This window comes from Kitasatospora sp. NPDC001547 (genome assembly GCF_042894165.1).
In the GTDB taxonomy this organism is placed as follows: domain Bacteria; phylum Actinomycetota; class Actinomycetes; order Streptomycetales; family Streptomycetaceae; genus Kitasatospora.
The window spans coordinates 24,262-37,812 of record NZ_JBIAVL010000033.1 but is presented as its reverse complement, the minus strand read 5'-3'; the positions used below and the strand labels follow the sequence as shown (position 1 = coordinate 37,812).

Genomic DNA, 13,551 nt, shown 5'->3' with positions numbered 1-13,551 from the left:
CGGCGGTCCTCAGGCGGCGCGGTCGGGTCGGGGCGCCGTCGATTATGTCCGAAATGACAGCTGAAGCGCCGTCAAGCGTGGGTGCCGCCGGGGGTGAGCGCCGCCCAGGGAGCGCCCGGGACGACCAGCGGCGTGCCGGTCACCGGGTCCGGCACGACCACCGAGTCCAGCCCGAACACCTCCCGGACCAGTTCGGCGGTCACCACGTCTCCGGGCGCGCCCTGCGCCACCACCCGGCCGTCCCGCATCGCCACCAGGTGGTCCGCGTACCGGGCGGCCTGGTTGAGGTCGTGCAGCACCGCGACGACGGTCCGGCCGCGCTCGACGTTCAGCCGGCGGACCAGGTCCAGCACCTCCACCTGGTGCGCGATGTCCAGGTAGGTGGTCGGCTCGTCCAGCAGCAGGATGTCGGTGCCCTGGGCGAGCGCCATCGCGATCCAGGCGCGCTGGCGCTGGCCGCCGGACAGCTCGTCCATGCTCCGCTCGGCCAGGTCGGCGGTGGAGGTGCGCTCCAGCGCCTCCGCGACCGCCGCCTCGTCCTCCGGCGACCACTGCTGCCACCAGCTCTGGTGCGGCTGGCGGCCGCGGGCGACCAGGTCCGCCACCGAGATGCCCTCGGGGGCGGTCGGCGACTGCGGCAGCAGGCCGAGCCGCTGGGCGATCCGCTTGGTCGGGATCCGCGCCAGCTCCTCGCCGTCCAGCAGCACCGCGCCCCGGACCGGCTTCAGCAGCCGGCCGAGGGCCCGCAGCAGGGTCGACTTGCCGCACGCGTTCGGGCCGACGATCACCGTCACCCGCCCGTCCGGAACGGCCACGTCCAGGCCCTCGACGACCGTGCGCGCCTCGTAGGCCAGGGTGAGGCCCCGGGCCTCCAGGCGGTGATCGGACATCAGGAACCTCCACGGCGGGAACGGATCAGCAGCCACATCAGGTACGGCGCGCCGACCATGCCGGTCACCACGCCCACCGGCAGCTCCGTCGGAGCCAGCAGCCGCCGGGCGACCAGGTCGGCGAGGACGACCACCAGCGCGCCGGTCAGCGCCGAGCAGAACAGCGGGACCTGCGCCGAGCGGGCCAGCCGCAGCGCGATCTGCGGCGCCATCAGCGCGACGAAGTCGACCGGCCCGGCGGCCCCGGCCGCGCACGAGGCCAGCACGATGCCCAGCAGCGCCATGCCGAGGCGGATCCGGTCCAGGCGCAGGCCCAGGCCCACGGCGGTGGCGTCGTCGAAGGAGATCGACCGCTGGGCCCGGGCGGCCCACAGCGCGACCGGCAGGGCGGCGACCAGCACCCAGGCGAGCCGGCCGGCCTGGTCGTAGCCGGCGCCGTTCAGGCTGCCGGTCATCCAGACCTTGGCGGCCTGGGCCTGGAAGCCGTCGCCCTTGGTGAGGAAGACGGAGGTCAGGGAGGACAGTGCGACGCTGATGCCGATGCCGATCAGCACGAAGCGCTGCGCGTGCAGGCCGCGCCGCCAGGCCAGCGCGTACACCAGCAGCCCGGCCAGCAGGCCGCCGGCCACCGCCGCGTACGGGGCCTCGCCGGTCGAGCCGACCACGCCGTACGCCATCAGGCCGACCACGGTGGCGGTCGCGCCCCAGGTCACGCCCACCACGTCGGGGCTGGCCAGCGGGTTGCGGGCGACGGTCTGGACCAGCGCGCCGGCCAGCCCGAGCGCCAGGCCGACCAGCAGCCCGACCACCACCCGGGGCAGCCGGAACTCGCCGACCACCAGCTCGTGCGGGCTCGGCCGCCCGAGCACCACCTTGACCACCTCGCCCGGCGCGACGGTGGACTCGCCCAGGCAGAGCGCGGCCACCGCGGTCGCCGCCAGGGCCGCCAGCAGGCCGACGGCGACGGCCACCGAGCGCCGGTGCACCAGGAACGACGCCCGCCCGGCCCGGACGGCCGAGTAGCCGCGCAGCGACACCGAGGTCATGCCGCCACCACCTTCCGGCGGCGGACCAGGGCCACCAGCACCGGGACGCCGACCAGCGCCGTCATCACGCCCGCCGGGACCTCGGACGGCGGGAACAGCACCCGGCCGAGGGTGTCGGCGAGCAGCAGCAGTGCCGGGCCGAGGACGGCGGAGAAGGCGAGGATCCAGCGGTGGTCGGCGCCGGCCACCGCGCGGGCCGCGTGCGGGACGGCGAGGCCGACGAAGGCGATCGGACCGGCCGCCGCCACCGCCGAGCCGGTCAGGACGGTCGCGCCGAGCGCGCCGACCGCCCGGACCAGGCCGGTCCTGGCGCCCAGCCCCTTCGCGGTGTCGTCGCCGAGCGCCAGGGCGTCCAGCCCGCGCGCCACCGCGACCACCAGCACCGTGCCGACGGCCAGGAACGGCAGCAGCTGCCAGGCCACGTCCGCGGTCCGCCCGGAGAGCGAGCCGACGTGCCAGAAGCGGAACTGGTCCATGGTGACCGCGTCGGTGGTCAGCACCAGGGTGTTGAGCGAGGCGATGAACGCGGACATCGCCGAGCCGGCCAGCGCCAGCTTGATCGGCGTGGCGCCGCCCCGGCCGCGGCCGGCGAGCCCGTACACCAGCACGGTGGCGACCACCGCGCCGGCGAAGCCGAACCAGACGTAGCCGGTGAGGGTGGAGACGCCGAAGCCGGAGATGGCGACCACCACGCCGGCCGCCGCGCCCTGGGAGACGCCGAGGATGCCGGGGTCGGCGATCGGGTTGCGGGTCAGGCCCTGCATGACGGCCCCGGCCAGGCCGAGCGCCGCTCCGACGGCCAGCCCGACGACCGTGCGCGGGACCCGCAGCTCGCGGACCACCACGGCGTCGGCGGTGTCGCCGCCGTGCAGCAGGGCGTCGAGGGTGTCGCCGAACGGGACGGTCCGGCTGCCGACCGCCAGGCTCAGCAGCACCGCGGCGGCCAGCACGGCGAGGGCGGCGGCGAGCCACGGTATTCGGCGCCGCGGCGCGCGGGGCGTGCCGGGCGGTGCGCTGGTGTTCATGGGCCCTCTCCGGAGACAACTGAGGCAAACCTAAGTTCAGCTCCGGAGCCCGGGCAAATTGCCTCGTCCTGCGCGACACCCGTTGGGTAGCCTGACGGCATGCCCGAGACCTCCCCCGCTCAGCTCACCGTCGGCTTCGACCTCGACATGACGCTGCTGGACACCCGGCCGGGTATCCGCGCCACCTACCTGGCGCTCTCCGCCGAGACCGGCACCCGCATCGACGCCGACCTGGTGGTCACCCGGCTCGGTCCGCCGCTGGCGGACGAGATCCGCAACTGGTTCCCGGAGGCCGAGGTGGAGCGGGCCGTCACCCGCTACCGCGAGCTCTACCGCGACCACGCCTTCGCCCCGACCACGGCCCTGCCCGGCGCGTACGCCGCCGTCGAGGCGGTCCGCGCCCACGGCGGCCGGGTCGCGGTGATCACCGGCAAGTACGAGCCGAACGCCCGCCTCCACCTGGAGCACGCCGGGCTGGTCGCGGACACCGTGATCGGCGACCTGTGGGCGGAGACCAAGGGCGAGGCGCTGCGCGAGCACGGCGCGACCGTCTACGTCGGCGACCACCTGGGCGACATCCGGGGAGCCCGGCACGCGGACGCCGTCGCGGTCTGCGTGCCCACCGGCCCGTACAGCGCGGACGAGCTGCGCGAGGCGGGCGCGGACGTGGTGCTGGACGACCTCAACGCCTTCCCCGACTGGCTCGCCGGGCACCTGGCCGCCCTCTAGGGGCCCTCCCCGGGCCCGCGGCGGGCCCTCAGGACCCGACGGGCCCGGTCCGGCGGCGCTGGGCCCGGGCGTTGAGCAGCAGCCCGGTCAGCGCGGCCAGGAAGCCGGCCGGCATCAGCATGCTCAGCCAGTACGCGGCCGTCGGCAGGGGCGTCAGGTGCAGGAACAGCGGGACGAAGGTGACCAGGGTGGCGAGTGCGCCGAGACCGAAGACGATCGCCCCGGCCTTGACGTACACGTCGCCGGGCTCGGCGCTCTGGCTGCTCACGTCTGCTCACTCCTCGGGACCGGTGGGGACTGCCCCCAGTCTGGCAGAGCGGCCGCCGGAGCCGTCGGCCGGAGCGGGCCGGTCACGTTGCGCAGTTTCCCGGCAGCTGAACGTTTTGATCCCTGTTGAGCGGGGGTATGCACGGGGTGCCGAGGGGCGCTACAGGTGCGTCCCGCGTCCTCAGACCCGGGGGTGTGAGCCGATGGACTGCGCGGAGCCGCGCCCCGGCCGTGCCAGTGCCGGGTCGCCCGTGACCGCGAGATCCCGCTCCCGCCGCCCCGACCGGGCCTCGGAACGCGGTTCCCTCGCGGAACGCGGATGAGGCAGTGACGGGCCGTTAGTCTGCTCCTGACCGCGTGCCGACCATGAGCGCCCACGGGCGCCGACCCGAGGTCGGACGCTTTTCCCACCACCCAGTGATCCCCGGCCAGGGCCGGGATCCCTCACACCCATTCGAGGACTGTTCGAGATGCCCACCGGCCAGGTCAAGTGGTTCAACGAGACGAAGGGCTTCGGCTTCCTGTCGCGCGACGACGGCGGCGACGTCTTCGTCCACACCAAGGCGCTGCCCGACGGTGTCACGTCGCTGAAGCCGGGCCAGCGGGTCGAGTTCGGCGTGGTCGCCGGGCACCGCGGGGACCAGGCGATGGCCGTGCAGCTGCTGGAGGCGCTGCCCTCGGTGGCCGCCGCCCAGCGCCGGAGCGCCGACGACATGGCGCCGATCGTCCAGGACCTGATCACCACGCTGGACTCGGTGCTGCCCGGCCTCCAGCGCGGGCGCTACCCCGCCAAGCCGACCGGCCAGAAGCTGGCCGGCCTGCTGCGCGCGGTGGCCGACCAGTTCGACATCTGACCGGCCGGAGCCGGAGCCGGAGCCAGCCGCCGGGACAGCGGGCCGGAACCGGCGGCTAGAACGCGAGCGCACCCGGGTCGAGCGGGGGCACCAGCCCCTCCGCGGCGGCCCGGGTGAGCAGTGCGCGGACGGCCGCGTAGCCCTCCTCGCCGAGGTCCTCGGTGAACTCGGTGACGTACAGCCCGATGTGCTGCTCGGCGACGTCCAGGTCCATCTCCTGGGCGTGCGCCAGCACGTACCCGCGGCTCGCCGCCGGATCCGCCCAGGCCTGCCGCACGGAGGCGCGGATCGTGTCGGCGATCGCCCGCAGCCGCTCGGCGCCGAGCGAGCGCCGGGCGACGATCGCGCCCAGCGGGATCGGCAGGCCGGTCTCCCGCTCCCAGGCCTCGCCCATGTCGGCCAGGCTGTGCAGGCCGTACTGCCGGTACGTGAAGCGGGCCTCGTGGATCACCAGGCCGGCGTCCACCCGGCCGTCCCGGACGGCGGGCATGATCTCGTGGAACGGCAGCACGACGATCTCGCCGAAGCCGCCCGGCACCGCCTTCGCCGCCCAGAGCCGGAACAGCAGGTAGGCGGTGGAGCGCTCGGAGGGCACCGCGACGGTCTTCCCGGCCAGGTCGGCGGGGGAGTCCACGCCCGGCAGGGTGAGCACCAGCGGCCCGCAGCCGCGGCCCAGCGCACCGCCGCAGGGCAGCAGGGCGTACTCCTCCAGGACCCACGGCAGCGCGCCGTAGCTGATCTTCAGCACGTCCAGTTCGCCGCGTTCGGCCCGGCCGTTGGTGACGTCGATGTCGGCGAAGGTCACCTCGGGGGCGTCCGCGCCGGGCACCAGGCCGTGCGCCCAGGCGTGGAACACGAAGGTGTCGTTCGGGCAGGGCGAGTACGCGATGCTCAGCCGTTCAGCCACGGCCGGCCTCCTCAGTCGGTTCGTGCCGCGCGGCCGGTGGCGGCGACCAGCCCGGGCAGTTCGTGGACGGGCAGCGCGGCGAAGGCCCGCTCCAGGGCGGCCAGCGCCTCGCCGATCCGCCAGGCGGCCCGGTCGCGCGGGCCCACCGGATTGGACACGGTGCGCAGTTCGAGGGCCGGCACGCCGTACCGGGCGGCGGCCTCGGCCACGCCGAAGCCCTCCATCGCCTCGGCGACGGCGCCCGGGTGGCGGGCCGCCAGCTCGGCGGCCCGCTCGGCGCTGCCGGTGACGGTGGAGACGGTCAGCACCGGGCCGACGGCCAGGTCCGGGCCGGCCAGCGCCCGCGCGACCAGCGCGACGGCGGCCGGCGGCGGGGTGTGCCGGACGGTGCCGAAGCCCAGCTCGGTGACGTCGGCGAAGCCCTCCGGGGTCTCGGCGCCGAGGTCCGCGGCCACGATCGCGTCGGCCAGCACGGTGGCGCCGACCGGGGCGAGCGGGACGAAACCGCCGGCGATCCCGGCCGAGACGGCCAGCGCGTACGGGTGGGCCGCCAGCGCGGCGGAGGCGGCGGCAGCGGCGGCGGCCGGGCCGACCCCGGCGGCCAGCACGTCCACCGGCGCCTGCTCGGCGCGGTGCAGGGTGCCGCCGGGCAGCGGCAGCGCGGCGGACCCGCCGGGCAGGCCGCGCAGCACCGCCTCGGCCTCGGCGGCCACCGCGACGACGACGAGCAGCCGGGCCCGGGCGGGGCCCGACCGCTCGTCGGGGCCGTCGGTGACGGCGGGCGCGGTCATCGCGGGACCGTCAGCTGTCCTGGGTGTTCAGCTGGAAGTACCAGACGGCGATCGGGTTGTCCGAGTTCTTGTCGCCCTCGACCACGGTGACCAGGGTCTTGCCGCTGGCGTTCAGCACCTTGTTGGCCTGCTGGGAACCCGACCAGGTCGGGCCCTTGGCGTACGAGAACAGGCTGAAGCGGCCGCCCTGGCCGGTCGAGCCGCCGTTGGTGAACGCCCACCAGCCGGTCTCGGCCACGTTCGGGGAGACCCCGACGCCGACCCGGTCGCTCGCCACCACGTCGGAGGTGGGCAGCGTGCCGTTCTTGAGGGCCTCGGTGGCCTTGTCCTGGCACTCCTGCTGGAGGTCCTCGGTGATCGGGTTGCCGCCGTTCCAGCACAGCGGGTCCGTCTCGACCGAGGAGTTGCCGACCGTGAGGGTGGCCCGGTGGGAGCTGTGCTCGGTCTGGTCGGCGGCGATGGCGACGGAGGTGCCCACCGTGGCGGCGCCGACCACGACGACGGCGCCGAGGGCGGCGATGACACGGGAATTGAGGCTCATGCGTCAGAATCTACCGGGCCTGGCCGATCACGCGACGCGGGGGTCGCCGCCGCGTGTTGCCGCCCGCCCCGATCAGGCCACCCGGGGCGCCGTCGGGTGCCGCCGCAGGCCCACCCGGAAGAGCGAGCGGAGCGTCCACAGCAGCATCAGGCCGACCACCCCGGCGGCGATCGACAGGCCCAGCTTCCCGTTCAGCGGCAGCAGGATGCCGACCGCCCCGCCGGCCACCCAGGACAGCTGCATCAGGGTCTCCGAGCGGGCGAACGCCGAGGTCCGCACCGCCTCCGGGACGTCCCGCTGGATCAGCGCGTCCAGCGCCAGCTTGCCCAGCGAGGCCGCCATCCCGGCCACCCCGGCGACCAGCACCACCGTCACCACGCCGTACCAGAGCGCGGTCGCCGCCGTCACGCAGGTCGCCAGCAGCAGCATCGCGGTGACCGTCGCCTCCGGGCCGCGGGTGCGCAGCCAGGAGCCGAGCACCGAACCCAGCGCGTTGCCCGTCCCGGCCGCCAGCGCCACCAGGCCCAGCGCCACCGTCGGCCGCAGCCCGCCGACCGGCTCCTCCCGCAGCAGGAAGGCCAGGAACATCACCAGGAAGCCGACCAGCCACTTCATCGCCGACATCGCCCGCAGCGCCAGGATCACCGAGGGGCCGACCGTGCGCAGCGAGGCCTTGACCGGCGGCGGCCGGTGGTGGATCAGGTGCGAGCCCTCGCCGTGCACCTCGGCGTGCAGGACGGCGCGCTGCTCGCCCTTCGCCGAGTCCACCGCCGGCGGCAGGTGGAAGGCCATCAGGGTGCCGACCACGAACACCAGGAAGGCGCCGCGCAGCGGCCAGCCGGGCCCGATCAGGTGCAGCAGCCCGCCCACCGCGGCCGCCACGCCGGTGGCCAGCAGCCCGGCCAGGGTCACCCGGGAGTTCGCCTTCACCAGGGACAGCCGGCTCGGCAGCAGCCGGGGCACCACCACGCTGCGCACCACGCCGTACGCCTTGGACGCGACCAGCACGCCGAGCGCCTCCGGGTAGAGCGCGATGCCGCCGCCGACGATCACCCCGGCCATCGTCCAGGCCAGCACCGCCCGGGCCAGCATGGCCATCGCCATGGCCGCCCGGCGGCCGTGCGGCAGGCGGTCCAGCAGCGGGCCGATCACCGGGGCCAGCAGGGCGAACGGGGCCATCGTGATCAGCAGGTAGAGCGCGACCCGGCCGCGGGCCTCGCCGGTCGGCACCGAGAAGAAGATGGTGGACGCCAGTGCGACGGTGATCAGCATGTCGCCGAAGGAGTTGAGCGCGTGCAGCTCGATCAGCTTCGCGAGGCCGGACTCGCCCGCGCCCTCGGCGGCGGTGGCCCGGCGGATCCGCCGGCCGGTGCCGTGCACCACCTTGCCGGTGCGGGAGCCGACGGCGGAGGCGGCGCGGACCAGGATGTTCCGGCGGGGCTCGGGGGCCTCGCCCCCGTCCTCGTCGTCGTCCTCGTGCGGCTCCTGCCCGGCCCGGCCGGGGGCGACGGGGACGGCGGGGGCCGCGGGCCCGGGCGGGCCCGCGGGGCCGGCGGAGGCCCCGGTCTTGGAGAGGTCGACGGGCCCGGAGGGCGCCCCGGCGCCGTCCGCCGGCCGCGGTTCGCCCGCGCCGGGGACCGGGGGCTGCTGTCGCGGCACGGCGTCCGCCTGGTCGGGGCTGCCGGCCTGCGGGGCGCGGAGTGCGTGCTGCGACGGGTCGTGGTCCGCCACAAGCCCATCCTGCCCCAGAATCGCCGAGCCGACGCGGGACCGGGCTCCGCTCGGCGCGGCCCGGGGACGGCCGTGTCCGCCCCGGACTGTGCCGGGGCACCGACCGGCGGGTAGCCTGCCCCAAGGTCGACCCGCCGGGGCGCCGGGGCGCCGGCAGGCCGGTCGAGCGGCGCGGCCGGTACCCGAGGGGGCTCCGGGTCGCGCAGAATGGACGAGGGACACCGAGCCGCGACGGATCAGGCAACACGCCGTGGGCGACAGAAGAACTGGGAGAGAATCGACGCCGTGAGTGCTGCGATGCGAAGCCGTACCCCCGACCGGCTCTGTGCCGAGGCCGTCGAACTCGCCCGCCAGGCCGCCGAGGAGGCCGTCGGTGCGGAGGCCGTCGGGCCGCACCTGGGTGTCCAGGCGGACGCCGACCGCGTCGTCACCCACACCTTCGAGTGCCTTGACGCGGCGTACCGGGGCTGGCACTGGGCGGTCACCGTCGCGCGTGCGCCGCGCGCCAAGAACGTCACCCTGGACGAGGTCGTGCTGCTGCCCGGCCCCGACGCGATCCTCGCCCCGCAGTGGGTGCCGTGGAGCGACCGGCTGCGCCCCGGCGACATGGGCCCGGGCGACCTGCTGCCCACCGGTGCCGACGACCTGCGGCTGGAGCCCGGCTGGACCGGCGAGGACGAGCCCGCGCCGAACTCCGCGGTCGCCCTGGTGGACGACGAGGACCTCGTCGTCACCGACCCGCACGTCCAGCCCGCCCCGGCCCGCGCCCGGATCGACGCCGTCGCCGAGGAGCTGGGCCTGGGCCGCAGCCGGGTGCTCTCCCGGCTCGGCCTGCACCTGGCCGCCGAGCGCTGGGAGAAGGTCCACGGCCCGCACACCCCGATGGCGCAGGCCGCGCCGGCCTCGTGCGCGAGCTGCGGCTTCCTGGTCCCGATCGGCGGCTCGCTCGGGCAGGCGTTCGGCGTGTGCGGCAACGAGTTCGGCCCGGCCGACGGCCAGATCGTCTCCTTCGCGTACGGCTGCGGCGGGCACTCCGAGGCGGCCGTCATCCCGGCCCCGCCGGCGCCGTCCGAGCTGATCCTGGACGAGCTGGTGGTCGAGCCGCTCCCGCTGCACCCCGACCGCGCCTCCGGCTCCGTCGAACCCGACGCCCCGGCCGAGGAGCTCGGCCACTCCTGAGGCCCCGGGCCGCACGGCCCGCCCCGGCGACGAACCGGGGCGGGCCGTCGGCGTTCCCGGGCTCAGCGGCGGCCGAACAGCCCGCGCCCGGGCGGGGCGGCGCGGTCGCGTTCGACCAGGACGTACCAGGAACCGTCGGAGACCACGTGCCCTCCCCCTCACCGGCCGGAACTCGGGCCTCAGCATAGGCAGCGGGCGCCCGTGGTCCGTCGGGGGTGCCCGGGCAGGGAAGAATGCCCTACGACGAACAGGGCAGCGGAAGGCGGCAGGTCCAGTGGAACCTCGGATCATCGGCAGCGGCACGGACGAGCACCTCGCGGACCCCTTCGGGAGCGCCGCGCTGCGGCGGCGGGTGCTGGACGCCTGGGCCGCCTCGCCGGCCCGGTTCCGGGAGGACGCCAACGCCGAGGAGGAGCTGGCGCTCGGCGGCTACCGGGACCGCCTGGTGGTCGAGTTGGCGCAGAACGCGGCCGACGCCGCGGTGCGGGCCGGCCACGGTCCCGGCCGGCTGCGGCTGACCCTCGCCGACGGCGTGCTCGCCGCCGCCAACACCGGCGCCCCGCTGGACGCGGCCGCCGTCGAGTCGCTGTCCACCCTGCGCGCGTCCTCCAAGCGCGGCGAGGAGCCCGCCGTCGGCCGGTTCGGGGTCGGCTTCGCCGCCGTCCTCGCGGTCACCGACGAGCCCGCCGTGCTGAGCGCCTCCGGCGGGGTGCGCTGGTCGCTCGGCGAGGCCCGGGCGCTGGCCGGGGCCCAGCCCGAGCTGGCCGACGAACTGCGCCGCCGGGACGGCCACGTGCCGCTGCTGCGGCTGCCGTTCGCCGCCGAGGGCCCGGCCCCGGACGGCTACGACACGGTGGTCGTGCTGCCGCTGCGGGACGCCGCCGCCGAGGACCTGACCCGCCGTCTGCTGGCCGGGATCGACGACGCGCTGCTGCTCACCCTGCCGGGCCTGCGCGAGGTCGTGGTGGAGACCCCGGACGGCACCCGCACGCTCACCCGGGCCGCCGCCGAGACCCGCCCGGACGGGGTCACCGAGGTCACCGTCACCGACGACGCGGGCGGCGGGCTGCGGCAGACGGTCTGGCAGACCGCCGGCGCCTCCGGCACGCTCGCCGCCGAGCTGCTGGCCGACCGGCCCACCGAGGAGCGCGCCCGCCCGTACTGGACGGTGACCTGGGCCGTCCCGGTCGGCCCGGACGGCGCCCCGCAGCGGCCCGGGATCGCCTCGGTGCTGCACGCGCCCACCCCCAGCGACGAGCCGGTCGGCCTGCCCGCGCTGCTGATCGCCTCGTACCCGCTGGACTCCACCCGCCGGCACGTCGCGCCCGGCCCGCTGGCCGACTTCCTCACCGAGCGGGCCGCCGACAGCTACGCCGACCTGCTGCGCGCCCGCGGCGCCGACCTCGGCTCGCTCGGCCTCGTCCCGGCCCCGCTCGGCCAGGGCGCGCTGGACAACGCGCTGCGCGCCGCGGTGCTCTCCCGGCTGCCCGGCACGCCGTTCCTGCCGCACCCGGCGCCGGTCGAGCAGGGCACGCCCGCGCTGCGGCCCCGCGACGCGACGCTGCTGGAGGGCGCGGACGGCTCGGTGGTCGAGGCGCTCGCGCCGATCTTCCCCGGGCTGCTGCCGGCCGGCCTGGAGCGCCGCACCGAGCTGCGGGTGCTGAACGTGCGCCGGGTGCCGCTGGCCGAGGTGGTGGACCAGCTCGGCGGCCTGGACCGCGAGCCCGCCTGGTGGCGCAACCTGTACGCGGCGCTCGGCGCGGCCGACCCGGAGGCGCTCGGCGCGCTGCCCGTCCCGCTCGCCGACGGGCGGACGGTCACCGGGCCGCGGCGCGTGCTGCTGCCCTCCGAGGACGCCGACTGGGCGGCCTTCCCCGGCTACCCCGGGTCGCTCGCGGGCGCGCTCGCCGCACTCGACCTGCGGCTGGCCCACCCCGAGGCCGCCCACCCGCTGCTGGCCAAGCTCGGCGCAGGCACCGCCACCCCGGCCGGGGTGCTGGACACCCCCGAGGTGCGGGCCGCCGTCGCCCGCTCCTACGAGCTGGCCGAGGACGACCTCGACGCGGCGCTCGAACTGGCCGACGCCGTCCTGGCGTTGGTGAAGGCCGCCGCCGCCGAGCCGGGCGCCCACCCCTGGCTGGCCCGGCTGGCGCTGCTCGACGACGAGGGCGAGCCCGCCCGGGCCGGCGAACTCGTCCTGCCCGGAAGCCCGTTCGCCGCGCTCGCCCGCGAGGAGGACGCCGGCTGGGTGGACGACGAGCTGCTGGAGCGCTGGGGGCCGGAGGTGCTCGCCGCCGTCGGCGTGCTGGCCGACTTCGTGCTGGTGCGCGCCGAGGACGTGGTGCTCGACCCGGACGACCTGGAGCGGCTGGACCCCACCGTCCCGGCCGACCGCGCGGCCGGCGGCCACCCCACCGGCCTGCTGGACGAGGCGCCGGACGGGCTCGCCGAGTGGGCCGAGGACGCGCTGGAGGCGCTGCAGGCCGACGAGGCGGTCGGTGTCCCGCCGGTGGCCGCCGAACTGCTGGCGGTGCGCGACCTCGACCTGGTGGACGACGACGCCTGGCCGGAGGCGCTCGCCGCCCTGGCCCGCCCGCCGTACCGGGACGCCGTCGTCAACCCGGTGCGCACCCTGCTGCCGGACGGCTCGTACGCCGACCTGCCGCCGTACACCGCGTGGTGGCTGCGCGACCACCCGGTGCTGGCGGGCCGGGAGCCGGCCGGCCTGCGCGCCGCCGGCGCCGACCCGTTGCTGCGCGGCCTGTACGACGAGGCCCGCACCACCCTGGACGACCGGTTCCTGCACGCGCTCGGGGTGCGCACCACGCTGGCCGCGCTGCTCGCCGAGCCGCACGGGCCGGACGAGGTGCTGGACCGGATGACCGACCCGGCCGCCGAGGTCGGCCACCGCCAGCTGCACGGCATCCACACCGCGCTGGCCCGGGTGGACCGCGAGCGGATCGAGCCGCTGGACGTGGTGCGGGCGCTGCCGCCGCTGGACCCGGCCACCGGGCGCCGGCCGGACCACACCGTGGTGGTGGACGCCACCGAGGCGGTCGTCGCCGACGCCCCGGACCTGGTCCAGCTGCTGCACCCGTACCCGCTGCTGCCGGTCGCCCCGGCGCTGGCCGCCGACCTCGCCGAGCGGCTGCACGTGTCGCTGGCCAGCGAGGTGGCGGGCGGCCGGGTGCTCTCCGAGGGCGCGCTGCACCGGGTCCCGGCGGTGGTGCGGGAGCTGCTGCCCGGCTGCCCGGTCGCCTACGAGGAGCACGAGGAGCTGCTGGTCGTCGGGCCGGACGGCGCCGAGGCGGCGGTGGACTGGCGCTGGGACACCGGGGCGGACACCCCGGAGCCGCCGTACGACCCGGAGCTGGCCGAGGCCGGCGACGAGGACGACGAGTTCGAGGTCCCGCCGGTGTCCGGCCTGCTGCACGCGGCCACCCCGGAGGGCCTCGCCGCGGGGCTGGCCTGGTCGGTCGGGCAGTGGCACCGCCGCTTCGAGGTGCTGGCCGCCCTCAGCGAGCCGGACCGCGCCTACGAGCTCTCCGCCGCCCGCGACTTCGAGGGCTGAGCGGTCCGCGGCTGAGGCGC

12 protein-coding genes are annotated in these 13,551 nt (G+C 76.7%); 4 read left to right on the top strand and 8 right to left on the bottom strand.

Annotated elements, in window-relative coordinates; all coding sequences use genetic code 11:
- Window positions 1–71: 71 nt before the first annotated feature.
- From ACFY0X_RS34265 to ACFY0X_RS34255, 3 genes are read right to left on the bottom strand one after another with little or no spacing between them, the layout of a single operon-like run.
- A complete protein-coding gene (locus tag ACFY0X_RS34265) occupies window positions 72–890 on the bottom strand; it encodes an ABC transporter ATP-binding protein (protein WP_387760422.1) in 819 nt (272 codons plus the stop codon).
- Complete coding sequence (locus tag ACFY0X_RS34260; protein WP_387760421.1) at window positions 890–1,936, bottom strand: FecCD family ABC transporter permease; 1,047 nt, start codon at window positions 1,934–1,936, stop codon at window positions 890–892. Before ACFY0X_RS34260 ends, ACFY0X_RS34265 begins: the two co-directional genes overlap by 1 nt.
- Window positions 1,933–2,961 (bottom strand): FecCD family ABC transporter permease, encoded by a 1,029-nt coding sequence (locus tag ACFY0X_RS34255; RefSeq protein WP_387760420.1) that lies wholly within the window; start codon window positions 2,959–2,961, stop codon window positions 1,933–1,935. The genes ACFY0X_RS34260 and ACFY0X_RS34255 overlap by 4 nt, the downstream gene beginning before the upstream one ends.
- 99 nt (window positions 2,962–3,060) lie before the next feature.
- Here ACFY0X_RS34255 and ACFY0X_RS34250 point away from each other — a divergent pair, with 99 nt between their 5' ends.
- Entirely contained in the window at window positions 3,061–3,690 is a 630-nt protein-coding gene (locus tag ACFY0X_RS34250) for an HAD family hydrolase (protein WP_387760419.1), read from the top strand.
- Window positions 3,691–3,718: 28 nt separating this feature from the next.
- On the opposite strand, the gene ACFY0X_RS34245 is transcribed toward ACFY0X_RS34250, so the two are convergent.
- Entirely contained in the window at window positions 3,719–3,958 is a 240-nt protein-coding gene (locus tag ACFY0X_RS34245) for a hypothetical protein (protein WP_387760418.1), read from the bottom strand.
- Between the two features lie 469 nt (window positions 3,959–4,427).
- On the opposite strand from ACFY0X_RS34245, the gene ACFY0X_RS34240 reads away from it, so the two are divergent.
- A complete protein-coding gene (locus ACFY0X_RS34240) occupies window positions 4,428–4,811 on the top strand; it encodes a cold-shock protein (RefSeq protein ID WP_387760417.1) in 384 nt (127 codons plus the stop codon).
- 55 nt (window positions 4,812–4,866) lie between these two features.
- Here ACFY0X_RS34240 and ACFY0X_RS34235 read toward each other — a convergent pair whose 3' ends face one another.
- From ACFY0X_RS34235 to ACFY0X_RS34220, 4 genes are all read right to left on the bottom strand, one after another.
- A complete protein-coding gene (locus tag ACFY0X_RS34235) occupies window positions 4,867–5,718 on the bottom strand; it encodes a 1,4-dihydroxy-6-naphthoate synthase (protein WP_387760416.1) in 852 nt (283 codons plus the stop codon).
- Between the two features lie 11 nt (window positions 5,719–5,729).
- Window positions 5,730–6,509 carry a futalosine hydrolase gene (locus tag ACFY0X_RS34230; protein WP_387760415.1) on the bottom strand — a complete coding sequence of 260 codons (780 nt, stop codon included), beginning with the start codon at window positions 6,507–6,509 and terminating at the stop codon, window positions 5,730–5,732.
- Window positions 6,510–6,519: 10 nt separating this feature from the next.
- Entirely contained in the window at window positions 6,520–7,050 is a 531-nt protein-coding gene (locus ACFY0X_RS34225) for a hypothetical protein (protein ID WP_387760414.1), read from the bottom strand.
- A 72-nt stretch (window positions 7,051–7,122) separates the two neighbouring features.
- Window positions 7,123–8,478: an MFS transporter gene (locus tag ACFY0X_RS34220; protein ID WP_387760454.1), complete on the bottom strand. Its 1,356-nt coding sequence runs from the start codon at window positions 8,476–8,478 to the stop codon at window positions 7,123–7,125.
- A gap of 600 nt (window positions 8,479–9,078) precedes the next feature.
- On the opposite strand from ACFY0X_RS34220, the gene ACFY0X_RS34215 reads away from it, so the two are divergent.
- The gene (locus ACFY0X_RS34215) at window positions 9,079–9,960 is read left to right on the top strand and encodes a DUF3027 domain-containing protein (RefSeq protein WP_387760453.1); all 882 of its coding nucleotides are present in this window, start codon (window positions 9,079–9,081) and stop codon (window positions 9,958–9,960) included.
- Between the two features lie 274 nt (window positions 9,961–10,234).
- A complete protein-coding gene (locus tag ACFY0X_RS34210) occupies window positions 10,235–13,531 on the top strand; it encodes a sacsin N-terminal ATP-binding-like domain-containing protein (protein ID WP_387760413.1) in 3,297 nt (1,098 codons plus the stop codon).
- Window positions 13,532–13,551 lie beyond the last annotated feature (20 nt).

Bases quoted from the DNA above. Each gene is read 5' to 3' on its own strand.
- ACFY0X_RS34265 (WP_387760422.1), bottom strand. From the start codon at position 890: ATGTCCGATCACCGCCTGGAGGCCCGGGGCCTCACCCTGGCCTACGAG.
- ACFY0X_RS34260 (WP_387760421.1), bottom strand. From the start codon at position 1,936: ATGACCTCGGTGTCGCTGCGCGGCTACTCGGCCGTCCGGGCCGGGCGG.
- ACFY0X_RS34255 (WP_387760420.1), bottom strand. From the start codon at position 2,961: ATGAACACCAGCGCACCGCCCGGCACGCCCCGCGCGCCGCGGCGCCGA.
- ACFY0X_RS34250 (WP_387760419.1), top strand. From the start codon at position 3,061: ATGCCCGAGACCTCCCCCGCTCAGCTCACCGTCGGCTTCGACCTCGAC.
- ACFY0X_RS34240 (WP_387760417.1), top strand. From the start codon at position 4,428: ATGCCCACCGGCCAGGTCAAGTGGTTCAACGAGACGAAGGGCTTCGGC.
- ACFY0X_RS34230 (WP_387760415.1), bottom strand. From the start codon at position 6,509: ATGACCGCGCCCGCCGTCACCGACGGCCCCGACGAGCGGTCGGGCCCC.
- ACFY0X_RS34225 (WP_387760414.1), bottom strand. From the start codon at position 7,050: ATGAGCCTCAATTCCCGTGTCATCGCCGCCCTCGGCGCCGTCGTCGTG.
- ACFY0X_RS34215 (WP_387760453.1), top strand. From the start codon at position 9,079: ATGCGAAGCCGTACCCCCGACCGGCTCTGTGCCGAGGCCGTCGAACTC.